The 21,235-nt window shown below is 68.4% G+C and carries 20 protein-coding genes; 12 read left to right on the top strand and 8 right to left on the bottom strand.

Annotated elements, in window-relative coordinates:
* Positions 1–13 precede the first annotated feature (13 nt).
* From A7W11_RS16715 to A7W11_RS16705, 3 genes are all read left to right on the top strand, one after another.
* Entirely contained in the window at positions 14–427 is a 414-nt protein-coding gene (locus A7W11_RS16715; protein WP_162270282.1) for a YcfL family protein, read from the top strand.
* Between the two features lie 62 nt (positions 428–489).
* A complete protein-coding gene (gene lpoB, locus A7W11_RS16710) occupies positions 490–1,089 on the top strand; it encodes a penicillin-binding protein activator LpoB (protein WP_082887301.1) in 600 nt (199 codons plus the stop codon).
* Between the two features lie 11 nt (positions 1,090–1,100).
* The gene (locus A7W11_RS16705; protein ID WP_156523119.1) at positions 1,101–1,928 is read left to right on the top strand and encodes a penicillin-binding protein activator LpoB; all 828 of its coding nucleotides are present in this window, start codon (positions 1,101–1,103) and stop codon (positions 1,926–1,928) included.
* 27 nt (positions 1,929–1,955) lie between these two features.
* Here A7W11_RS16705 and A7W11_RS16700 read toward each other — a convergent pair whose 3' ends face one another.
* The 6 genes from A7W11_RS16700 to A7W11_RS16680 all read right to left on the bottom strand — a co-directional run bounded on the left by A7W11_RS16700 (position 1,956) and on the right by A7W11_RS16680 (position 8,615).
* Positions 1,956–2,249: an LPXTG cell wall anchor domain-containing protein gene (locus A7W11_RS16700; protein WP_066415424.1), complete on the bottom strand. Its 294-nt coding sequence runs from the start codon at positions 2,247–2,249 to the stop codon at positions 1,956–1,958.
* A gap of 12 nt (positions 2,250–2,261) precedes the next feature.
* Positions 2,262–3,779, bottom strand: coding sequence for a lysine--tRNA ligase (gene lysS / locus A7W11_RS16695; RefSeq protein ID WP_066415421.1), 1,518 nt, complete (start codon positions 3,777–3,779; stop codon positions 2,262–2,264).
* 7 nt (positions 3,780–3,786) lie between these two features.
* Entirely contained in the window at positions 3,787–4,542 is a 756-nt protein-coding gene (locus tag A7W11_RS16690) for an SDR family oxidoreductase (RefSeq protein WP_066415418.1), read from the bottom strand.
* Between the two features lie 34 nt (positions 4,543–4,576).
* Positions 4,577–5,681, bottom strand: a protein-coding gene (gene prfB / locus A7W11_RS27535; protein ID WP_156523118.1) for a peptide chain release factor 2 whose coding sequence is annotated in 2 segments (ribosomal slippage) — positions 4,577–5,599 and positions 5,601–5,681 — 1,104 coding nt in all. Because the reading frame shifts where the segments join, the coding sequence is not laid out codon by codon here.
* A 205-nt stretch (positions 5,682–5,886) separates the two neighbouring features.
* Entirely contained in the window at positions 5,887–7,587 is a 1,701-nt protein-coding gene (gene recJ, locus A7W11_RS16685) for a single-stranded-DNA-specific exonuclease RecJ (protein ID WP_066416165.1), read from the bottom strand.
* Positions 7,569–8,615 (bottom strand): hypothetical protein, encoded by a 1,047-nt coding sequence (locus tag A7W11_RS16680; protein ID WP_066415415.1) that lies wholly within the window; start codon positions 8,613–8,615, stop codon positions 7,569–7,571. The genes recJ and A7W11_RS16680 overlap by 19 nt, the downstream gene beginning before the upstream one ends.
* Before the next feature lie 198 nt (positions 8,616–8,813).
* Here A7W11_RS16680 and A7W11_RS16675 point away from each other — a divergent pair, with 198 nt between their 5' ends.
* The 4 genes from A7W11_RS16675 (at position 8,814) to A7W11_RS16660 (ending at position 13,006) form a co-directional block, all read left to right on the top strand.
* On the top strand, positions 8,814–10,130 hold the full coding sequence (locus A7W11_RS16675) for a lipoprotein-releasing ABC transporter permease subunit (protein ID WP_082887299.1): 1,317 nt from the start codon (positions 8,814–8,816) through the stop codon (positions 10,128–10,130).
* Between the two features lie 3 nt (positions 10,131–10,133).
* Positions 10,134–11,414, top strand: a complete 1,281-nt coding sequence (locus A7W11_RS16670; protein ID WP_066415408.1) for a lipoprotein-releasing ABC transporter permease subunit — start codon at positions 10,134–10,136, stop codon at positions 11,412–11,414.
* On the top strand, positions 11,407–12,132 hold the full coding sequence (locus tag A7W11_RS16665; protein ID WP_066415401.1) for an ABC transporter ATP-binding protein: 726 nt from the start codon (positions 11,407–11,409) through the stop codon (positions 12,130–12,132). The genes A7W11_RS16670 and A7W11_RS16665 overlap by 8 nt, the downstream gene beginning before the upstream one ends.
* A gap of 61 nt (positions 12,133–12,193) precedes the next feature.
* On the top strand, positions 12,194–13,006 hold the full coding sequence (locus A7W11_RS16660) for a TatD family hydrolase (RefSeq protein ID WP_066416163.1): 813 nt from the start codon (positions 12,194–12,196) through the stop codon (positions 13,004–13,006).
* A gap of 64 nt (positions 13,007–13,070) precedes the next feature.
* Here A7W11_RS16660 and A7W11_RS16655 read toward each other — a convergent pair whose 3' ends face one another.
* Both A7W11_RS16655 and A7W11_RS16650 read right to left on the bottom strand, forming a co-directional pair.
* A complete protein-coding gene (locus A7W11_RS16655) occupies positions 13,071–14,510 on the bottom strand; it encodes an ATP-binding protein (protein ID WP_235816896.1) in 1,440 nt (479 codons plus the stop codon).
* Positions 14,511–14,518: 8 nt separating this feature from the next.
* On the bottom strand, positions 14,519–15,235 hold the full coding sequence (locus tag A7W11_RS16650; protein ID WP_066415395.1) for a response regulator transcription factor: 717 nt from the start codon (positions 15,233–15,235) through the stop codon (positions 14,519–14,521).
* A gap of 216 nt (positions 15,236–15,451) precedes the next feature.
* Between A7W11_RS16650 and A7W11_RS16645 the strand changes: the two genes are divergently transcribed.
* The 5 genes from A7W11_RS16645 to A7W11_RS16625 are packed head-to-tail and all read left to right on the top strand — an operon-like array spanning position 15,452 to position 21,171.
* Entirely contained in the window at positions 15,452–17,467 is a 2,016-nt protein-coding gene (locus A7W11_RS16645; RefSeq protein ID WP_066415394.1) for a ligand-gated channel protein, read from the top strand.
* A gap of 23 nt (positions 17,468–17,490) precedes the next feature.
* Positions 17,491–18,438 (top strand): siderophore ABC transporter substrate-binding protein, encoded by a 948-nt coding sequence (locus A7W11_RS16640; protein ID WP_082887298.1) that lies wholly within the window; start codon positions 17,491–17,493, stop codon positions 18,436–18,438.
* Between the two features lie 27 nt (positions 18,439–18,465).
* Positions 18,466–19,455: an ABC transporter permease gene (locus tag A7W11_RS16635; RefSeq protein ID WP_066415391.1), complete on the top strand. Its 990-nt coding sequence runs from the start codon at positions 18,466–18,468 to the stop codon at positions 19,453–19,455.
* A gap of 1 nt (position 19,456) precedes the next feature.
* A complete protein-coding gene (locus tag A7W11_RS16630) occupies positions 19,457–20,416 on the top strand; it encodes an iron chelate uptake ABC transporter family permease subunit (RefSeq protein ID WP_066415387.1) in 960 nt (319 codons plus the stop codon).
* Positions 20,413–21,171, top strand: a complete 759-nt coding sequence (locus A7W11_RS16625) for an iron ABC transporter ATP-binding protein (RefSeq protein ID WP_066415381.1) — start codon at positions 20,413–20,415, stop codon at positions 21,169–21,171. The genes A7W11_RS16630 and A7W11_RS16625 overlap by 4 nt, the downstream gene beginning before the upstream one ends.
* The last annotated feature ends 64 nt before the right edge of the window (positions 21,172–21,235 follow it).

Below are 21,235 nucleotides of genomic sequence, written 5' to 3'. Positions count from 1 at the left end.
CTGGAGCCACCCGATGAAGAAGATATTGTTGTCCGCCGCCGGCATAGTGATGGCGGCGAGTCTGCTGGCGTGTCCGCCGCCTGCGGCAGCCCAGGCCATGGAGGCGCCTTCCCATGCCGCGTCGGCCGGTATCGCGGCCAAGCTGATGGTGCGCGATTCGGTCCGCGGCCTGCGGGTAGAAAGCCTGCGCTCTCAGCGGCGCAACGACGTGATGGTCGTGCAGGCCGAGATCCTCAACACCCGCCACAGCAACGCGCAGCTCTATTTCCGCTTCCGCTGGCTCGATGCCGACGGCATGCAGCAGGGCGACGAGCAGGCGTGGAAGCCGCTGACGTTCCTGGGTCTGCAGAACCGGTACGTGACCGGCGTGGCCGGCGGGCCGCAGGCCGTCGATTTCCGCATCGAGATGAGCGCGGAGTCGCCATGACGGACGCGGGGCGACGTGCCGCGCGGCACGTTGCATCAGTTTTCAACATAGATGGAGCATTCATGAATTCCAGCCTGTACGCGCGCGGCGCGACGATCCTGGCGATGCTGGCGCTGTCCGGCTGCCAGACCATGCAACCCACGGTAGACTCGGCCTCGGGCGTGAGCTACGGCGATGCCAAGGCGGTCGAGACGGTGACCAACGAGTTCGGTTCCACCGACCTGCAGATGATCGCCGAGCGGATGACCGGGTCGCTGCTGCAGAGCCCGGTGCTCGATGGCCGACCGGCGCTGTCGCTGGCCCCGGTGCGCAACAAGACCAGCGAGTACATCGACACCAAGTCGATCATGAACACCATCCAGACCCAGCTGGTCAAGAGCAACAAGGTGCGCTTCACCCGCAGCATGGACGAGATGGAGGGCGGTGTGCAAGAGCTGCAGCGCCAGAACCAGAGCGGCCTGTACCGCGGCCCCGGCAAGGCGAAGATGGGCAACATGGTGGGCGCGCAGTACACGCTGGAAGGCGAGATCGGCTCCATCGTCAAGCAGACCCGCGGCATCAAGGACGTGTACTACAAGATGACGCTGAAGCTGTACGACGTGTCGGCGGGCACGATCGAATGGCAGGACGAGAAAGAAATCCGCAAGACGACCCGACGCTGATGGCCACTTCCATGGACAAGAAAGACATGCACCGTTTTCTTCACCGTATGGCGGCGGCGCTGGCGTTCGGCCTGGCGCTGGCGCCGTCCGCACGAGGCGCCGAGCCCCGGATCGCCGTGACCGACCTGGCCTACGAAGAGCGGGTCAGCGAATATTTCCGCGTGGTGTCGGCCTCGGACAAGCGCAGCGTGCAGGCCAGCGCCAGCGAGCGCGAGGGGCCGCGCACGTTCTCATCGCGCGAACGCCTGAATGCACAGGCCGAAAGCCGCTATTTCGAGACCGAGGGGGCGTATTCGTACATCGAGCATGGCGAGCTGCGCAAATACACCGCCGACCTGAAAGGCGCCATCCTGAAAGGAGGCGGAGTGCGGTTGGTGCAGGCCAGGGCGCATCCGGGCAAGCCCGACGAGAAGCTGTTCGATGTCATCTCGCGCATCCGGCGGGGCCAGTTCGCGGGTGCCGATTATGTGCTGTTCGGCACGGTGAACGACATCCAGTTCAACGAAAGCAGCATGGCGTTCGGCACGGCGGCCGCGCGCGCGTTGGGGCTGGATCTGTCGGTAGCCTTCAGTCTGATCGATACGCGCACCTATGAGGTCAAGGCGGCGTTCAGCGCGCTCGGTTCGGGGCAGGACGTGAAGGTGGTGTCGGGCGCTGGCGGCGCCTCGTTCAGCCGTCCGAAAGTGATTGCAGAGGCATCGCGCAGCCTGGCCGAAGCGGCCTATGGAGAACTGATGGCGCAGTTCGGGGTGCCCGGGCGTCGGCTGACACACGCGCCGGTACACGACGGGAAACAGGGTGCGCGCGAGTCGCGTGACGAGGCGGTGGTGAGGTATTGAGGTGGCGGGCGCGCTTTCCGCGCTAGCTTATCGGCGCCGCTTGAGCAATGCCACGCCCGCGCAGGCCACCGAGACGGCCAGCAGCACGCCGGCCACGGGCAGCAGGGTGCTGTTTTCGTGGCCGGTGTCCGACGACAGTTGGCCCAGCCAGAAGGCCACGCAGCACAGCGATGCAATCAGCATCACGGCGGCCGTCAGCAGCAAGGCCGTGTAGGTGCGCTGGTCGGCGCCGGGGGGCGCCGCCAGCACGCCGCGCTTGGGCAGCACCACATACATCAGCAGCACCAGGAACGCGACGATGACGAGGATCTTGGCGATCATGGCGCGGCCCGCTCAGTCTTCGCGGCGCAGGTGCGGGAACAGGATGACGTCGCGGATGCTGGGGCTGTCGGTCAGCAGCATGACCAGGCGGTCGATGCCGATGCCGCAACCGCCCGTGGGGGGCATGCCGTATTCCAGGGCGCGGATGTAGTCCGCGTCGTAGAACATGGCTTCCTCGTCGCCCGCGTCCTTGGCCTCGACCTGCGAGCGGAAGCGCTCGGCCTGGTCTTCGGGATCGTTCAGCTCGGAGAAGCCGTTGGCGATCTCGCGGCCGGTCATGAAGAGCTCGAAGCGCTCGGTGATGCCCTCGCGGGTATCGGAGGCGCGCGCCAGCGGCGAGACCTCGACCGGGTAGTCGATGATGTAGGTCGGGTTCCAGAGCTTGGACTCGGCCGTTTCCTCGAACAGCGCCAGTTGCAGCGCGCCCAGGCCGGCGCGCGACAGCACGGGGCCATCGACGTCCGCGCCATGCTTCTTCAGGTCGGCGCGCACGAACGCGATGTCGTCCAGCTGTTCCTGCGTGTAGCCGGGGGCGTACTTGATGATGGCTTCGCAGATGGTCAGGCGGTCGAACGGCTTGGACAGGTCCAGCTCGCGTTCCTGGTAGGTGAGCACGGCGCTGCCGGTGGCGGCGATGGCCGCGCCGCGGATGACCTGCTCGGTGAAGTCCATCAGCCAGCGGTAGTCCGCATAGGCCGCGTAGAACTCCATCATCGTGAATTCGGGGTTGTGGCGCGGGCTGACGCCTTCGTTGCGGAAGTTGCGGTTGACTTCGAACACGCGCTCGAAGCCGCCCACGATCAGGCGCTTCAGGTACAGCTCGGGCGCGATGCGCAGGAACATTTCCATGTCCAGCGCGTTGTGGTGCGTGATGAAGGGCTTGGCCGCCGCGCCGCCCGGGATCGGGTGCAGCATGGGGGTCTCGACCTCGAGGAAGCCGGATTCCAGCATGAACTGGCGGATGCTGCCGATGGCCTTGCTGCGCGCCTCGAAGGTGCGGCGCGTGGCGTCGGTCATGATGAGGTCGACGTAGCGCTGGCGGTAGCGCAGTTCCTGGTCGGCCACGCCGTGGAACTTGTCGGGCAGGGGGCGCAGCGACTTCGACAGCAGGCGCGCGGCGGTGGCGTGCACCGACAGTTCGCCCTTGTTGGTCTTGAAGATGCGGCCTTCGATGGCGATGATGTCGCCGATGTCCCATTGCTTGAACGCCGCGTAGACGTCTTCGCCCAGCGTGCCGCGTTCCAGGTAGAGCTGGATGCGGCCGGTGCTGTCCTGCAGGGTGGCGAAGCTGGCTTTGCCCATGACACGCTTGAGCATCATGCGGCCGGCCACCTTGACCTGCACCGCGGCTTCTTCCAGGGCGGGCTGTTCCTGATCGTCGTATTTGGCGTGCAGGTCGGCGGCGCGGGCGTCGGGTACGAAGTCGTTCGGGTACGCGACACCGGCTTCGCGCAGTTTGGCCAGCTTGACGCGCCGTTCGGCGATCAAGCGGTTTTCGTCCTGGGCGGGGGCGGCGGTTTGGTCGGTCATGGCGGGTTCAGCGGTAATGGCGGATGTCGTCGATTTCGGTCGTGCCGAAGTCGTCGCGGTCTAGGTAGGCGAGGATGCGCGTGGCAACGTCGGCGGGAGAGGCCAGTTGGCCGGCGGTCTTGAATTCCTGGAACTTGGCCAGGGCGGGGAAGCTGGCGGGGTCGCTGCCGCGGATGGTTTCCTGCATGTCGGTGTCGACGATGCCGGGGGCCAGCGAGACGGCGCGCACGCCGTCGTCGCCCTGTTCCTGCTTCAGCACGCGGGTGTACATGTCCAGCGCGGCCTTGGTGGCGCAGTACACGCCCCAGCCCGCGTTGGGATTGCGGCCGGCGCCCGACGAGATGTTGAGCACCCGGCGGTCGGCCTGCATGCCGCGCACCGCCTGCAGGAAGCGCGCGGTGAGCAGCATGACGGCGCTGACGTTGAGGTTGAACGCCTGCGTGATGCTGGCGGCGTCGGTCAGCCCGGCGCAGGGCGACACCGGCTGCACCGTGCCGGCGTTGTTGATCAGCAGGTAGCGCCTGGCGTCGTGCGGGAGCTGGCGCGCGATCTGGTCGGCGGTGCGCTGCGTGGCGGACAGGTCCGACAGGTCGACCTTGACCTGCTGCAGCTCGGCGCCTTGCGCGCGGGCGAATTCGGCCAGTTCGGCGTCGTCGCGCCGCGCCAGCGTGACCAGGCGCACGCCGGGGCGCGCGAGGCCACGCGCCAGCGCGGCGCCCAGGCCGCGCGAGGCGCCGGTAAGGATGGCAATGGTGTCGGTCATGCTGTGCCTCGCTGATCGGGGTGGCAACGGGAGGTCAGACGCCTTGCTTCAGGCTGGCCTGGATGAAGGGATCCAGGTCGCCGTCCAGCACTTTCTGCGTGTTCGAGATTTCGACGTTGGTGCGCAGGTCTTTGATACGGCTCTGGTCCAGCACGTACGAACGGATCTGGTGGCCCCAGCCCACGTCGGTCTTGGAGTCTTCCAGCTTCTGCTGTTCGGCCATGCGGTTGCGCATTTCCAGCTCGTACAGGCGCGACTTCAGCATCTGCATGGCCTCGGCGCGGTTGCGGTGCTGCGAACGGTCGTTCTGGCACTGCACGACGATGCCGGTGGGGATGTGCGTCAGGCGCACGGCCGAGTCGGTCTTGTTGATGTGCTGGCCGCCCGCGCCGCTGGCACGGTAGGTGTCCACGCGCAGGTCGGCGGGGTTGACCTCGATCTCGAACGAATCGTCGATCTCGGGATAGACGAACACGCTGGCGAACGAGGTGTGGCGGCCGCCGGAGGAGTCGAACGGGCTCTTGCGGACCAGGCGGTGCACGCCGGTCTCGGTGCGCAGGTAGCCGAAGGCGTACTCGCCCTCGAGCTTGATGGTGGCCGACTTCAGGCCCGCCACTTCGCCTTCGGACTCTTCCAGCACTTCGGCCTTGAAACCCTTGCGCTCGGCATACTTCAGGTACTGGCGCAGCAGCATGGAAGCCCAATCCTGCGCCTCGGTGCCGCCGGCGCCGGCCTGGATGTCCACGAAGCAGTTCAGCGGATCGGCCGGGTTGGAGAACATGCGGCGGAATTCGAGGCCCTCGAGGCGTTCCTGGAAGCCGTCGGCGTCCTGCTCGATGGCTTCGAGGGTGGCGTCGTCGTTGTCGGACGCGGCCAGCTCGAACAGTTCGCGCGCATCCGCCACGCCATTGCCCAGTTCGGTCAGCGTGGTGACGACGTCTTCGAGGGATTTCTTTTCACGGCCCAGGTCCTGGGCGTGCTTGGGGTCGTTCCAGACGGCCGGGTCTTCGAGCTCGGCGTTTACGACGTGCAGGCGTTCAGTCTTGGCATCGTAGTCAAAGATACCCCCGTAACGCCAGCTCGCGCTGCGCGTAGTCGGCGAGGCGGGCGGCGATCTGGTTCTGGCGTTCGGCTTCCATGGCGATCCTTGATATGACTTTTCTGCGAAACCTGGCATTTTAGCTTGTCTGGGGGGAGATCGGTTCGGGGGGCGGTTGTAGGTGTGGGGGGCGGCGATCGCGGTGTTGCAGCCGGCCAGGCTGGTGAGCAGGCAGGGCGCCCGGCCCGGATGTGCAAACGCCGCCCTGGGGCGGCGTTTGTGTCCGTGAGGCTGGATTGGCAGGCCTACTCGGCGTGCTCGATCACCAACTGTGCCGACACCATGCCGTTCCACACGTTCTGCTCCAGCCGGTAGGCCACCTGCACGTGTTCGGGCACCGACTGATCGTGCCCGAACCAGATGGCGTCGAAGCGCTGGTGGCCGCGTTCCAGCGACAGCTTCAGGTGCTTCTCGCCCACCAGGCGCTGCGCGCGCACGGTGAACTCGTCCAGGAACAGCGGGGCCGCGAAGCCCGCGCCCCAGACCTGCTGGTTCAGCAGACCCGCGACTTCGGCGTTGGCGTAGCCGGATTCCAGCGTGCCGTCCGTCTCGATCAGCGGTTCGAAGTGGTCGCGGCCGGTCAGTTCGCGCACGGCGGCATCGAAGGCGGGAGCGAAGGTGGCGAAGTCGTTGCGGCCCAGCGTCAGGCCGGCCGCCATGGCGTGGCCGCCGAACTTGCGGATCAGGTTGGGATGGCGCTTGGACACCAGATCCAGCACGTCGCGCAGGTGCACGTCGGGAATCGAGCGGCCCGAGCCGCGGATCTCGTCGTCGCCCGCCGGCGCGAACGCCAGGGTGGGGCGCCAGAACTTTTCCTTCAGGCGCGAAGCCACCAGGCCCACCACGCCCTGGTGCCAGCCCGGGTCGAACACGCAGACGGTGGCGCCCGGCGCGGCCGAGGGATCGGCCATGGCGGCCATCGCCTGGTCGCGCATCTCGGCCTCGATGGTGCGGCGTTCGCGGTTGATCTGGTCGAGCTGGCGCGCCATGTCCAGCGCCTCGGCCTCGTCGTCGGTGGTCAGGCAGGCGATGCCCAGGCTCATGTCGGCCAGGCGACCGGCGGCGTTGATACGCGGGCCCAGCGCGAAGCCCAGGTCGAAGCCGCTGGCGGTGCGCGGTTCGCGGCTGGCCACGGCGAACAGGGCGCGCAGGCCGGGCTGCATGCGGCCGGCGCGCATGCGCTGCAGGCCCTGCGTGACCAGCAGTCGGTTGTTGGCATCGAGCTTGACCACGTCGGCGACCGTGCCCAGCGCCACCAGGTCGGCCAGCGCGTCCAGGCGCGGGCCGCCGTCGGCCGCATACACGCCGCGGCGGCGCAGCTCGGCGCGCAGCGCCAGCATCATGTAGAAGATGACGCCCACGCCGGCCAGGTTCTTGGACGGGAAGCCGCAACCGGGCTGGTTGGGGTTCACGATGGCCAGCGCGTCGGGCAGGGTGTCGCCCGGCAGGTGATGGTCGGTGACGACCACGCCGATGCCGGCGGCATTGGCCGCGGCCACGCCGTCCACGCTGGCGATGCCGTTGTCCACCGTGATGATGATGTCGGGCTTGCCGCAGCGGTGCGTGCAGGCCAGCTCGATCACGGCGGGCGACAGGCCGTAGCCCGTTTCGAAGCGGTTGGGCACCAGGAAGTCGACGTCGGCGCCCATGGCGGCCAGGGCGCGCAGGCCCACGGCGCAGGCGGTGGCGCCGTCGCAGTCGTAGTCGGCCACGATCAGCAGTTTCTTGTTCTGCTGGATGGCGTCGGCCAGCACGCCGGCGGCATGCGCGGAATGCGTCAGGCCGCTGGGCGGCAGCAGCGCGGGCCAGGCCAGGCGGGTCTGGTCGGGATGCGTGACGCCGCGCGCGGCCCACAGGCGCGACAGCAGGGGATGGATGCCGGCGGATTCCAGCAGCCTGCAGGCTGCGGCGTCGGTCGGGCGTACAGTCAGACGGGGCGAGACCACCAGGTGTTCCAGTCGTTCTTGGGCGCCGGCAGCCATTTCAGCAGGCCGGTACGCGGTTTCAGGGTGAGCCGGACGCGGCGGTCTTCGCCGAGCAGCAGCAATTCGGTGGGTTGCGCGGGCAGGGCGGATTTCTCCGAGCCCGCCAGCGGCGCGAGATATGTCTTGTCCAGGCGAGCCAGGACGTCCAGCCAGGTAGCCCAGTCGCCGGCGCGGTGGGCGGCGTCCAGATCGGTGATGAGCTGGGCGTGGTCCGGCGCGGGCTGCTGGATAGGCCAGGGCGCCGCGCCGCCGTACAGCCACAGGCCGTTGACCGGGGCGACGCCGCGCGCGGCGCGGGCTTCGTTTACCGGGTGCTCGTACCAGGCCATCTGGATTTCGTTGAGCAGGCGGCGCCAGGGGCGCATGGCGGCGTCCTGCGGCCACCAGGCATTCAGGTTGTGGCCGGCCACGGCGCGTGGGCTGCCGGTGTGGGGGCGCAGGCCGTCGGGCAGGGTCACGCGCCAGCGGTGGGGAGCCAGGGGGGCGGCGGAGAAGGCGGTGTCTTCGAACAGCGGCGCGACGGCGTCGTAAAGGGCCTGGCCTTCCTCTGGCCGCAAATCCATCTGGTCCGGCTCAAGCAGCGAGGCCTGGTCGGTGCCCAGGGCCATGTGGACTAGGTCGGCCAGCCAGATGCCGTCATCGGTTGATGCCGCGCCAGCAGGGGGCGGCGTCGCGGAGGCGTCTGCTGATGCCGCATCCGCGCCGGGCGGCGAGGCCGGAGGACGCCTGGCGTCGGTTCGAGCCTGCGCGGCCAGCAGCGGTCCGAGACCCGCGCCGAAGGGCAGTTCAGGCTGGCTGCGAAAGCCCGCCTGTTCCAGCTGCCAGGCTTCGAAGGGCGTACAGCCCTGCGCACGCACGTCGAAGGGCTCGGGCCGGGCCTGGCCGGCCTGCAGCCAGGCATGCAGGGCGGGCGCCTGCTTGGGCAGCCGCTTGGCCAGTTCGGGCGCGACGGACGCCGGGGGCAGGGCGCCGGGGATGACGATAAGCATGGGCGGGATTGTAGTGCGACGTTTCCGTCACGGGCGGAATGACGGAATCGGCGCCTTGTCGGGGAACTATGGAGCGCGGCCCGGCACCAATGGATTAAAAGTCCGCTGGTCTACACGGAAACCTTTCGCCAAACATCCCTCGTACTCTGCACACATTTCGCTACGAGCCCCCTCATCCTTGATGCCATAATCCCGCTCGTGCTGAAAATCCCCTATGAACTCTGGGTAGGCGCCCGTTATGCGGGCATGGCCTCCCTGCGCGGTCGGCGCGGACGCGACCGCTTCGTCTCCTTCATCGCCGCCTCGTCGATGGCGGGCATCGCGCTGGGCGTGGCCGCCCTGATCGTGGTGCTGTCCGTGATGAACGGTTTCCAGAAAGAGGTGCGCGACCGCATGCTGTCAGTGCTGCCGCACATCGAGCTCTACGTGCCGGGCGCCTCGCCCGAACGCGTGCTGACGCTGTGGCCGAATTTCGCCGGCGACCTGGGCAGGAATCCCGCGATCATCGGCCAGGCGCCGTTCGTCGCGGCGCAGGGCATGCTGGTGCGCGGCGATGCCGTGCGGGGCGTGCAGGTGCGCGGCATCGATCCCGTGGCCGAAGGCAAGGTGTCCGACATCCCGCGCGAGATGACCAGCGGCAAGCTGGATACGCTCGAGCCCGGCAGCTACGGCATCGTGCTGGGCGAGGAACTGGCCAAGACCATGGGCGTGAAGGCCGGCGACACGGTGCTGATGCTGGCCCCGCAAAGCAGCGCCGGCACCGAACCCGACAATGCCAATGCGCGCCTGGCCGTGGCCCCGGGCGGTTTCGCGCCGCGCATGCGGCAGTTCACCGTCACCGGCATCTTCTCGTCGGGCCACTACGAATACGATTCCTCGCTGGCCTTCATCAACGACCGCGACGCGGCGGCGGTGTTCGCCGACAGCGGCACGGCGGGCATGCGCCTGCGCGTGAACGACATGCAGCAAGCGCCCCGGATCGCGGCCGAGCTGCGGAAGACGCTGCCGCCCTACATCATGGCCAGCGACTGGACGCGCAACAACCGCACCTGGTTCGCCGCGGTGCAGACGCAGAAGCGCATGATGTTCCTGATCCTGGCGCTGATCGTGGCGGTGGCCGCGTTCAACCTGCTGGCCTCGCTGGTGATGGCGGTCAAGGACAAGCGCTCCGATGTCGCCATCCTGCGCACCCTGGGCGCGCGGCCGGGCGAGATCGCGCGCATCTTCCTGGTGCAGGGCTCGCTGATCGGCGTCATCGGCACTTTCGTGGGGGTCACCGGCGGCATCCTCATCGCCTACAACATCCACATCATCGTGCCCTTCATCGAGCGCCTGCTGGGTATCCATTTCCTGGCGCGCGAGGTCTACTTCATCAACGAGCTGCCGTCCGATCCGCAGATGGGGGACATCCTCTCCATCGGCCTCACGTCGCTGGCGCTGTCGCTGGTGGCCACGCTCTATCCCAGTTGGCGCGCCTCGCGGCTGCAGCCGGCCCAGGTGCTGCGGCAGGACTGATCCATGTTCAAGATTCCCTACGAGTTCTGGATCGGCGCCCGTTATGCGGGCCTGGTCTCGGCGCGCGGCCGCCGGGGCCGCCGCGACCGCTTCGTGTCCTTCATCGCCGGGTCGTCCATGGTGGGCATCGCGCTGGGCGTGGCTGCCCTGATCGTGGTGTTGTCCGTGATGAACGGTTTCCAGAAGCAGGTGCGCGACCGCATGCTGTCGGTGCTGCCGCACATCGAGCTGTCGCAGCCCGGCGAGTCGTCGCAGACCGTGCTGGCCCAGTGGCAAAAGCTGGCCGACGATGCGAAGAAGAATCCCGCCGTCGTCGGCGAGGCGCCGTTCGTGTCGGCGCAGGGCATGCTGGTGCGCGGCCAGGCGTTGCGCGGCGTGCAGGTGCGCGGCATCGACGCGGCCACCGAGGGCGCCGTATCCGACCTGCCGAACCAGATCACCCGCGGCAAGCTGGCGGCGCTCGAACCGGGCAGCTACGGCGTGGTGCTGGGCGACGAACTGGCCAACGGGCTGGGCCTGCGCGTGGGCGATACGGTGCTGATGCTGGCGCCGCAGGGTTCCATCAGCCCGGCCGGCTTCACGCCGCGCATGCGGCAGTTCACCGTGGTGGGCGTGTTCTCGTCGGGCCACTACGAATACGACTCCACGCTGGCCTTCATCGACACCGAAGACGCCGCGCGCGTGTTCCGCGACAGCGGCACGGCGGGCGTGCGGCTGCGCATCGACGACATGCAGCGCGCGCCCGAGATCGCCGCCCAGTTGCAGAAGTCGATGCCCGAAGGCGTGAAGGCCAGCGACTGGACGCAGAGCAACCGCACCTGGTTCGCCGCCGTGCAGACCGAGAAGCGCATGATGTTCCTGATCCTGGCGCTGATCGTGGCGGTGGCCGCGTTCAATCTGCTGTCCTCGCTGGTGATGGCCGTCAAGGACAAGCAGTCCGACATCGCCATCCTGCGCACGCTGGGCGCGGGCCCGGGCGAGGTCGCGCGCATCTTCCTGGTGCAGGGGGCGCTGATCGGCGTCATCGGCACCATCGTGGGCGTCGGAGGGGGCATCCTCCTGGCCTACAACATCGACGTCATCGTGCCTTTCATCGAAAGCCTGCTCGGCATCCAGTTCATGCCGCGCGAGGTGTATTTCGTGAGCGCGCTGCCGTCCGATCCGCAGGCCGCCGACATCGTCACCATCGGCATCACGTCGCTGGTGCTGTCGCTGCTGGCCACGCTCTATCCCAGCTGGCGCGCCTCGCGCCTGCAACCGGCACAGGTATTGCGCCATGACTGACAGCCAAAAGACCCACCACGGCGACAAGACGTCGCCCGCCCTGCACGCCGAGAACCTGGCCAAGATCTACGACGAGGGCCCGGCCCGCATCGAGGTGCTGGGCGGCGTATCGCTGACCGTGCAGCGCGGCGAGATGGTCGCCATCATCGGCGCCTCGGGCTCGGGCAAGAGCACGCTGCTGCACATCCTGGGCCTGCTGGACGTGCCCACCAGCGGCAACGTCACCGTGGACGGCGTGGCCGCCGAGGGCCTGAGCGAGTCCGCCAAGAGCCAACTACGCAACCGCAGCCTGGGCTTCGTGTATCAGTTCCATCACCTGCTCCCGGAATTCTCGGCGCTGGACAACGTGGCCATGCCGCTGATCGTGCGGCGCCAGCCGCGCGAGTCGGCCCGCCTGGCCGCGCGCGAGGTGCTGGCGCAGGTGGGGCTGGCCGCGCGCGAAGGGCATTTCCCGGGCCAGTTGTCGGGCGGCGAGCGGCAGCGCGTGGCGCTGGCGCGCGCGCTGGTCACGCGGCCGGCCTGCGTGCTGGCCGACGAACCCACAGGCAACCTGGATCGCCAGACCGCGCACGGCATGTTCGACCTGCTGGCCCGCGTGAACCGCGAGTCCGGCACCGCCTTCGTCATCGTCACGCACGACCGCGAGCTGGCGGCCCGGGCCGACCGGCAGTTGCACATGGAACGCGGTAAGCTGGTGCTGGATCGCGTTCCGGGCTGATCCGGATTTCCGCTAGCAGCGGGCGGGGCGCGTGCCCTGGCGGCCCGCCTTGCTCATCGCCATGCTGATCGACACCCACTGCCACCTGGATGCCGCCGAGTTCGACGCCGACCGCGCCGACGTGGCGCGGTGCGCCTGGCAGGCCGAGGTGCGCGCCATCGTCATCCCGGCGATCGCGCGCTTCAATTTCACCGTGGTGCGCGACCTGGCGCATGCCACGCAGGGCGGCGCCTACGCCCTGGGCATCCATCCGCTGTACGTGCGGGACGCCCGCGAGGAAGACCTGGACATCCTGCGCCAGGCCGTGGCCGCCGCGATGGACGACCCGCGCTTCGTCGCCATCGGCGAGATCGGCCTGGATTTCTTTGTCGAAGAGATCGCCAGCGGGGCCCAGCGCGAGCGCCAGGAGCATTTCTATGCCGCCCAACTGGACATCGCCGCCGAGTTCGGCCTGCCGGTGCTGCTGCACGTGCGCCGTTCGCAGGACATCGTGCTCAAGCACCTGCGCCGTAAACCGAAGTTGCGCGGCGGCATCGCCCATGCCTTCAACGGCAGTGCGCAACAGGCGCAGGGCTTCATCGACCAGGGCTGCGCGCTGGGCATCGGCGGGGCCATGACGTATCCGCGCGCCTTGCAGATTCGCCGTCATGCTGCCGAGTGGCCGCTGACGCATCTGGTGCTGGAGACCGATGCGCCGGACATTCCCCCGGCCTGGCTGCACGAGCCGGATCGCCGCAACGCGCCGTATCAGGTGTCGCGGATTGCCGAGTCGCTGGCGCAATTGCGCGGTGAGCCGGTCGGCATCGTCACGGCGGCGACGGGCGCCACGGCATTGCGTGTGCTGCCGCGTCTGGCGGGTGTGATCCGGTCGTAGATCCTATCGCTGCGGCTCGGGTATGCCTGGGCGGGAACTCGTCGCCATTCCCATTGGCCGCCGCCTATCCCGCCGGCGCCTCATGCCAAAGCCGCCGCGCGGCCAGGGCGGTCGGCGCCGCACTCTGCGTGGCCGCCTGCGGCAGCTCGATCTGCACCACCAACCCGCGCGGCTTGCGGTTCTGGGCACGGATGCTGCCGCCGTGCGCCTCCACCGCGGCGCGGGCGATGCTCAGTCCCAATCCCGCGCCCTTGGCGCGCGACACGCCCGGCACGCGGAAATACGGTTCGAACAGATGCCCGACGTGCTCCGGCGGCACGCCCGGCCCGTTGTCCTCGATGTCCAGCAGCAGGCGTCCTTCGTCGGCCTGCAGGGCCACGTGGATGGCGGCCGCCGCCCCGGCATAGCGCAGCGCGTTGCGCAGCACGTTGTCGACGGCGCTGGCCAGGGTCTGCGCATCGCCGGTCACCCACAGCGGACCCGGCGCGGTCCAGGCGATGCCGATGCGCTGCTCGCCGGCCTCGAAGCGGGCGTCCTGCACCAGCGTGTCCACCAGGTGGCTGAGATCCACCGGCGCGGTCGGCCTGTCCATGGCAGACAGCCGCGCCAGTTGCAGCGTATGGCCGACCAGGCTGTCCAGGCGTTCGCATTCGCGTTCGATGCGGTCCAGTTGCAGATCCTGCGTGTCGTCCTTGCGGCGCGCCAGCTCGGTGGCCAACCGCATTCGCGCCAGCGGCGAGCGCAACTCGTGCGCCACCGTGTGCAGCAGTTGCTCGCGCGTATCCACCAGGGCTTGCAGCCGTCCCGCCATGCCGTCGAAGTCGCGCGCCAGCAGGCCCAGTTCGTCGCGCCGCCGGGCCAGCTCGACAGGCGTGCGGGCCTGCAGATGGCCTTGCGCCAACGCGCGCGTGGCCTGCCGCAGCGCGCGCAGCGGCCGGGTGATGTGGCGGGTCAGCGCCCAACAGAGCGGCGCGGTCACCGCCAGCGCGAAAGCCAGCAGCGCCACCAGCACTGGAGTGAAGGTCAGCAATTCCCAGTGCGAGGAATCGAAGGGCAGGTACAGCATCAGCAGGGCCGTGCCGTCGGGCAGCCGCAGCCATTGCGGCGCCCACCACGACGATCGCACGCCCGGCAGCTCGCGCATCTGCTGCTGCTCTTCCGACATCGGCACGGCGTCCTGCGAACCGCGGTAGGCATCCAGCCAGTCGCTCATGCGGCGCGGCAGGGCGCGGCCCAGGATGTCCCGGTCCTGCGGGTCGACCACGTAGATCTTCAGCGCCGAGTAACTGTCGGACATGGCCCGGATCCAGCGTTCCAGGCCCTCGGCGCCTTGCGTGCGGGCCACCTGCTGGGCCTCGCGCGCCAGGCCGCCGGGGCTCAGGCCGTCCAGCGAATTGAAGCGGTACCAGGCCGCCGTGGCCGTCAGCAGCATGCCGCAGGCCACGATGACGGCCATGGCGCACCAGACCGACAGGAAGGCGCGCCAGAACAGCGAGCGGACCATGAAGCGGCTCATCCGGCCGCGCCGGCCAGGATGTAGCCCACGCCGCGCAGGTTGCGGATGGCGGGCGCCTCGGGATGGCTGTCCAGCCGCAGCTTGCGGCGCAGGCTGCTGATGTGGGTGTCGATGCTGCGGTCGAAGCGGTCGGGCGCGCGGCCCAGTGCGTATTGGCCGATCAGCTCGCGCGCGATGACCTGGCCGGGCGCGCGCATCAGCACTTCCAGGATGCGCTGTTCGGCGCCTGTCAGCGCGACTTCGTCCGCGCCCATGCGGGCCAGGCCGGTGGCCGGGTCCAGCGACAGCGCGCCCACCGACAGCCCTGCCGTGGCCGCCGCGGGCGTTTCCTGGAAGCGCCGCAGCACCGCCGTCATGCGGGCCTGCAGTTCGCGCGGGCTGAAGGGCTTGGCCAGGTAGTCGTCCGCGCCCAGTTCCAGGCCGAGCACGCGGTCGGTCTCGCCGCCGTGGGCCGTGAACATGATGACGGGGCGGCGCGACCGCGAGCGGTACTGGCGCAGCAGGTCCAGTCCGCTGCCGTCGGGCAGCATCAGGTCCAGCAACGTCAGGTCGAAGTCGTCCTGTGCCAGCAGGGGCAGGGCCTGGGCGCCGGTGTGCGCCAGCGTCAGTTGGTAGCGATGCGGTTCGAGGTATTCGCGCAGCATCTGCGCCAGTTCGACGTCGTCGTCGATCAGCAGGATTCGGCGCGTTGCAGCGAGGGGAGCGTGAGCCATCGTCGATACGTCCTGCGCCCGGCTGCCGGTGTGTCCCATGCCGGCAAGCGGGCGTGTGTGAAGAAGTGTGAAGAAGATAAAAGTTGGGGAAAGCGCGTTGCGGGAACCCTTACAGTCAAATTCTAATATGAGAATCGTTTTCATTCATAAATGCATTTCGATGGGGATCCGCGCGCCGGGGGGCATGCGGACCTGGGATTCAGGAGAAACAGAAGAATGAGCAGCAAGCATCTGGCCGGGCGCAGCGCCCTGGGGCCGCGCACGCGTCTGGCCGCCGCCCTGTGCGCGGCGGGTTGGGGCATCACGGGCACCGCGTGGGCGCAGGCCGACACGGCGGCGCAGACCCTGGATACCGTGGTGGTGACCGCCAGCGGTTTCGAACAGCAGATCCAGGACGCGCCGGCGTCCATCAGCGTGATCACGAGGCAGGACCTGGAGAACAAGTTCTACCGCGACGTGACCGACGCGCTGCTCGAAGTGCCCGGCGTGGTCGTGACCGGCGGCGCCGACCGGCAGGATATCAGCCTGCGCGGCATGGCCTCGCAATACACGCTGATCCTGATCGACGGCAAGCGCCAGAATTCCCGCGAGACCCGCACCAATTCCGACGGTCCGGGCGTGGAGGGCGGCTGGTCGCCGCCGATCTCGGCCATCGAGCGCATCGAAGTGGTGCGCGGCCCGATGTCCTCGCTGTACGGTTCCGACGCCATGGGCGGCGTGATCAACATCATCACGCGCAAGGTGCCGCAGGCCTGGGGCGGCGAGATCCGGATGGACACCACCATCCAGGAAAGCAGCAAGTCTGGCGACATCTACCAGGGCAACTTCTACCTGGCCGGCCCGATCAAGAACGACATGCTGGGCCTGCAGATCTACGGCCAGGGCACGCAGCGCGACGAGGACAACATCTACAACGGTTTCCGGCAGCGCGCCGCGAACACCGTCACCGCCAAGCTGGCGCTGACGCCCACCCGCAATCACGACATCGTCCTGGAAGCCACGCATTCGCGCCAGAAGTACGAGAACACGCTGGGCAAGACCGTCGAGCCGCTGGCGCCCGGCGCCGCGTGCGGACGCACGGGTTGCCCGGCTTCGTCGGAAACCGATTACCGCAGCAACAAGTGGGCGTTGTCGCATACCGGCCGCTGGGGCTGGGCCGTGTCGGATTCCTACGTGCAGCAGGAAGAGTTCGACAACCGTTCGCGGCAGATGAAGATCAAGAACACCGACATGAAGACCAGCTGGACGCTGCCGCTGGGCAGTCACATGCTGTCGGTCGGTGGCTCGTTCCTGGAGCAGAGCCTGGACGACCAGACCGGCAACCAGTTGGCGGGCGGCCCGAGTCACGTCGAGCGCTACCAGTGGGCGCTGTTCGCCGAGGACGAATGGCGCCTGACCGACAGCTTCGCGCTGACGGGCGGCCTGCGCATGGACAAGGACGAGAACTTCGGCGATCACTTCAGCCCGCGCCTGTACGGCGTGTGGCACCTGGCCGAACGCTGGACCCTGAAGGGCGGCGTGTCCACGGGCTTTCGCGCCCCGGACCTGCGCCAGACCGTGGCGGGCTGGGGGCAGGTCAGCCGTGGCGGCAACATGTACGGCAACCCCGACCTGAAGCCCGAGACGTCCGTCACCGAGGAAATCGGCCTGCTGTACGACGACGGCGAGGGCTTCAACGCCGGCCTGACCGTGTTCAACAACGACTTCAAGGACAAGATCACCCGTGTGGCGTGCCCGCTGACTCAGTGCACGGACGGCCCGAACCAGTTCGGTTCCAACCCGACCACCTACCTGAACGTGGACAAGGCGGTGTCGCGCGGCGTGGAGGCCAGCATGCGCCTGCCGCTGGACCGCGCGTGGTCGCTCACCGCCAGCTACACCTTCACCGATTCCGAGCAGAGGTCGGGCCAGTACAAGGGCGAGCCGCTGAACCAGTTGCCGCGCCACCTGTTCACCACCACCGTAAACTGGAAAGCCTCCGATGCCCTGCAGGCATGGGCGCGCGTGAACTACCGTGGCAAGGAAAGCCAGCCCATCACGGGCCCGTCGTCCTCGACGGTCGTGGCCCCGTCGTACACCTTCTTCGACCTGGGCGGCTCGTACGCCGTCAACAAGAGCGTGTCGGTCTACGCCGGCATCTACAACCTGTTCGACAAGGACGTGGGCTACGACGACTACGCCTATGTGGAAGACGGCCGCCGCTACTGGCTGGGCGTCGGAGTGAAGTTCTGAACATGAAGCAAGGAGCAGATTCGATGACAATGCAGGCACGTACGCGCCGCGGGTTCGCCGCCGCGCTGGCCGCAATGGGCGCCGCCCTGATGCTGGCGCCGGCGCTGGCCGCCGCGCAGGCCACGGTCCAGGTCAAGCATGCCCGCGGGGTGACGGCCGTGCCGGCCAATCCCGCCAAGACCGTGGTGATGGACCTGGCGGTGCTGGACACCCTGCATGCCCTGGATGTCGAGGTGACGGGCCTGCCCGCCGCCGTCAAGCTGCCGCCGCATCTGGCGCAATACCAGGACAAGCGCTACCTGAAGGTCGGTTCGATGTTCGAGCCGAACTACGAGGTGATCCACGCCGCCGCGCCGCAGGTCATCTTCGTGGCGGGCCGCTCGGCGCCCAAGTACGACGACCTGGCCAAGCTGGCGCCCACCGTCGACCTGACCGTCGATCCCAAGGACCTGGTGGGCAGCGTCAAGCGCAACACCGAGCTGCTGGGCGGCCTCTACGGCAAGCAGGACCTGGCGCGCCGGAAGGTGCAGGCGCTGGACGATTCGATCGCGGCGCTCAAGGCCCGCGCGGGTAGCGCGGGTACCGGACTGATCCTGCTGACCACGGGCGGCAAGATGAGCGCCTACGGCCCCGGCTCGCGCTTCGGCGTGATCCACGACGCCTTCGGCGTGAAGCCGGCGGCGCCGGGCCTGAACGTGTCCAATCACGGCCAGGCGGTGTCGTTCGAATTCCTGGTGCAGACCGATCCCGACTGGCTGTTCGTGATCGACCGCGATGCCGCCATCGGCCGCGAGGGCGTGTCGGCCCAGCGTCTGCTGGACAACGAACTGGTGCGCGCCACCAAGGCCTGGCGCACGGGACACATCGTGTACCTGAACGCCTACAACTGGTATCTGCTGGGCAGTGCAGGCCTGACCGGCATGCAGCAGAATGTCGACGACCTGACCCAGGCGCTGGCCAAGGGTCTGTAGTCGAGTGACGGTGGCGAGGAAGGGCGGGTGACGTTGCGGTCGTGGGTGCGGGGATGGGGCGGGCTGGCGCTGGTGTCGGCCCTGCTCGCGGTGCTGTGCGTGATCAGCATCGGGCTGGGGGCGAGCGAGTTCTCGTTCGGCGCGCTGCTGGGCGGGCCGGATGCCGCGCGCACGTGGAAACTGCTGCTGGTCAGCCGCGTGCCGCGCACGCTGGCGCTGCTGCTGGCGGGCATGTCGCTGGCGGTGGCGGGGCTGATCATCCAGATGCTGGTGCGCAACCGCTTCGTCGAACCTTCGACCGCGGGCACGCTGGAGTCCGCCACGCTGGGCATCCTGGTGGTGACGCTGCTGATGCCCGACATCCCCTTGATCGGCAAGATGCTGGTCGCCACCGCCTTCGCGCTGGCGGGCACGCTGCTGTTCCTGGCGCTGCTGCGCCGCGTGCCCTTGCGCACGCCTTTCATCGTGCCGCTGATCGGCCTGGTGCTGGGCGGCGTGATCAGCGCGGGCACCACCTTCGTGGCCTACCGCTACGACCTGCTGCAATCGCTGCATGCCTGGACCGTCGCCGACTTCTCCAGCGTGCTGCGAGGCCGCTACGAACTGCTGTGGATCGGCTTTGCGCTGACCGCCGTGGCCTGGCTCGCGGCCGACCGCTACACCGTGGCGGGCATGGGCCGCGCGTTCGCGTCCAACCTGGGGCTGAACCATGCGCGCCTGACGCTGGGCGGGCTGCTGATCGTGTCCGCGATCTCGGCCATGACGGTGGTCACGGCGGGCAGCATTCCCTTCCTGGGGCTGATCGTGCCCAATGCCGTCAGCCTGCTGATCGGCGATAACCTGCGGCGGGCGATTCCCTGGGTGGCTGTGATGGGCGGGGGCTTCGTGCTGGCCTGCGACATCATCGGCCGCCTGGTCCTGTATCCCTATGAAGTGCCCATCGGCACGGTGGTGGGCGTGATCGGCAGCGCGCTGTTCCTGTGCCTGCTGCGCAGCCGCAAGGCAAGGCTGGGCTGAAATGTTCCGTTCCCTGTCTCCTGCCGCGCGCCTGGCGGCGCTGGCCATCGTGGCCCTGGCCTGCTGCGCGGCCTTCATGACCCTGGGCGCCAACGGCCAGTGGTCGTTCGTCATCCCGTTCCGTGGCGGCAAGCTGCTGGCGATGCTGCTGGTGGCCTACTGTGTGGCAGTGTCGTCGGTACTGTTCCAGACCATCACGCACAACCGCATCCTGACGCCCGCCATCATGGGCTTCGACGCGCTGTACGTGCTGATCCAGGCGTTGGTCGTCTTCGGTTTCGGCCTGTCGGCCACGGCCACCAACGATCCGGTCTGGAAGTTCCTGCTGGAAGTGGGCGTGATGACGGGCTTTGCCTGCCTGCTGTTCCGCTGGCTGTTCTCCGGCGAAGTGCGCAGCCTGCACCTGATGATGCTGGTGGGCATCGTGTTCGGCCTGTTGTTCCGCAGCCTGTCGGGTTTCGCCATCCGCCTGATCGATCCCAACGAGTTCCTGGTGCTGCAGGACCGCATGTTCGCCAGCTTCAACACCGCGCGCACGGGCCTCTTGCCCATCGCCGCGGGCGCCGCGCTGGCGGTCACGCTGGCGATGTGGCGCATGCGGCGGCGCTACGACGTGCTGGCCATGGGCCGCGACATTGCCGTCAACCTGGGCGTGGACTACCGCGGCACGCTGATGGCCACGCTGGCCGGCATCGCGGTGCTGGTGTCCGTGTCCACGGCGCTGGTCGGCCCCGTCACGTTCTTCGGCCTGCTGGTCAGCAACCTGGCGTATCACGCCATGGGCAGCGACCGGCATCGCCACACCGTGCCCGCGGCCGTGCTGCTGGGCGTGCTGTTCCTGGTGGGCGGCCAGGCGCTGCTGGAGCGCGTGCTGGCCTTGAATACCACCGTCAGCGTCGTCATCGAATTCGCCGGCGGCCTGATGTTTCTTTTCCTGGTCTTGCGCAGGGGGCGCCGATGATAGAGATCCAAGCAGTCAGCAAGCGCTACGCCGACACCGTGGTGGTGGACGACGTCACCCTGACCTTGCCCGCCGGCGGCGTCACCGCCATCATCGGCCCCAACGGGGCGGGCAAGTCCACGCTGCTGTCCATGATGAGCCGGCTGCTGACGCCGACGTCCGGACAGGTGCGTGTGGACGGCCTGGACGTGGCCCGCGCCGACAGCCGCGAGCTGGCGCGGCGCCTGTCCATCCTGCGGCAGGACAATCACCTGCCATTGCGCCTGACGGTGCGCGACCTGGTGGCATTCGGCCGCTATCCGCACACGGGGGGGCGTCCCACGCTGGACGACAAGGAGCACATCGACCGCGCCATCGATTACCTGGCCCTGACGCCGCTGGCCGACCGCTACCTGGACGAGCTGTCGGGCGGGCAGCGCCAGCGCGCCTTCGTGGCCATGGTGCTGTGCCAGGACACGCGCTACGTGCTGCTGGACGAGCCGCTGAACAGCCTGGACATGAAGCACGCGGTGGCCATGATGCGCATCCTGCGCCGCGCCGCCGACGAACTGGGCAAGACCGTGGTGCTGGTGCTGCACGACATCAACTTCGCCTCGTGCCATGCCGACCGCATCGTGGCGCTGCGCCAGGGCAGGGTGGCGTGCCAGGGCACACCGCAGGAAATCATCCGGCCCGAGGTGCTGCAGGACCTGTACGAGCTGCCCATCGCCGTGCACGAACTGGACGGGCAGCGCATCTGCACCTACTACCGCTGAAAAGGGGCCATGTAGTCGTCGAGTATCATGCTGGCGCCGGTTCCGCTCGGGGACCGGTCCATCC

The sequence above is a fragment of the Bordetella ansorpii genome (assembly GCF_900078315.1).
Lineage (GTDB): Bacteria > Pseudomonadota > Gammaproteobacteria > Burkholderiales > Burkholderiaceae_B > Bordetella > Bordetella ansorpii.
Note: the sequence above shows the minus strand (reverse complement) of the source record. Positions and strands in the feature narration are given on the sequence as shown.

Excerpts from the sequence above, each read along its gene's own strand:
- A7W11_RS16680 (WP_066415415.1), bottom strand. The coding sequence starts at position 8,615 with ATGCTTATCGTCATCCCCGGCGCCCTGCCCCCGGCGTCCGTCGCGCCC.
- A7W11_RS16700 (WP_066415424.1), bottom strand. The coding sequence starts at position 2,249 with ATGATCGCCAAGATCCTCGTCATCGTCGCGTTCCTGGTGCTGCTGATG.
- lysS (WP_066415421.1), bottom strand. The coding sequence starts at position 3,779 with ATGACCGACCAAACCGCCGCCCCCGCCCAGGACGAAAACCGCTTGATC.
- A7W11_RS16625 (WP_066415381.1), top strand. The coding sequence starts at position 20,413 with ATGATAGAGATCCAAGCAGTCAGCAAGCGCTACGCCGACACCGTGGTG.
- A7W11_RS16655 (WP_235816896.1), bottom strand. The coding sequence starts at position 14,510 with ATGGTCCGCTCGCTGTTCTGGCGCGCCTTCCTGTCGGTCTGGTGCGCC.
- A7W11_RS16705 (WP_156523119.1), top strand. The coding sequence starts at position 1,101 with ATGGACAAGAAAGACATGCACCGTTTTCTTCACCGTATGGCGGCGGCG.
- A7W11_RS16650 (WP_066415395.1), bottom strand. The coding sequence starts at position 15,235 with ATGGCTCACGCTCCCCTCGCTGCAACGCGCCGAATCCTGCTGATCGAC.
- A7W11_RS16715 (WP_162270282.1), top strand. The coding sequence starts at position 14 with ATGAAGAAGATATTGTTGTCCGCCGCCGGCATAGTGATGGCGGCGAGT.
- A7W11_RS16670 (WP_066415408.1), top strand. The coding sequence starts at position 10,134 with ATGTTCAAGATTCCCTACGAGTTCTGGATCGGCGCCCGTTATGCGGGC.
- A7W11_RS16660 (WP_066416163.1), top strand. The coding sequence starts at position 12,194 with ATGCTGATCGACACCCACTGCCACCTGGATGCCGCCGAGTTCGACGCC.
- A7W11_RS16645 (WP_066415394.1), top strand. The coding sequence starts at position 15,452 with ATGAGCAGCAAGCATCTGGCCGGGCGCAGCGCCCTGGGGCCGCGCACG.
- A7W11_RS16690 (WP_066415418.1), bottom strand. The coding sequence starts at position 4,542 with ATGACCGACACCATTGCCATCCTTACCGGCGCCTCGCGCGGCCTGGGC.
- A7W11_RS16665 (WP_066415401.1), top strand. The coding sequence starts at position 11,407 with ATGACTGACAGCCAAAAGACCCACCACGGCGACAAGACGTCGCCCGCC.
- A7W11_RS16630 (WP_066415387.1), top strand. The coding sequence starts at position 19,457 with ATGTTCCGTTCCCTGTCTCCTGCCGCGCGCCTGGCGGCGCTGGCCATC.
- A7W11_RS16640 (WP_082887298.1), top strand. The coding sequence starts at position 17,491 with ATGACAATGCAGGCACGTACGCGCCGCGGGTTCGCCGCCGCGCTGGCC.
- lpoB (WP_082887301.1), top strand. The coding sequence starts at position 490 with ATGAATTCCAGCCTGTACGCGCGCGGCGCGACGATCCTGGCGATGCTG.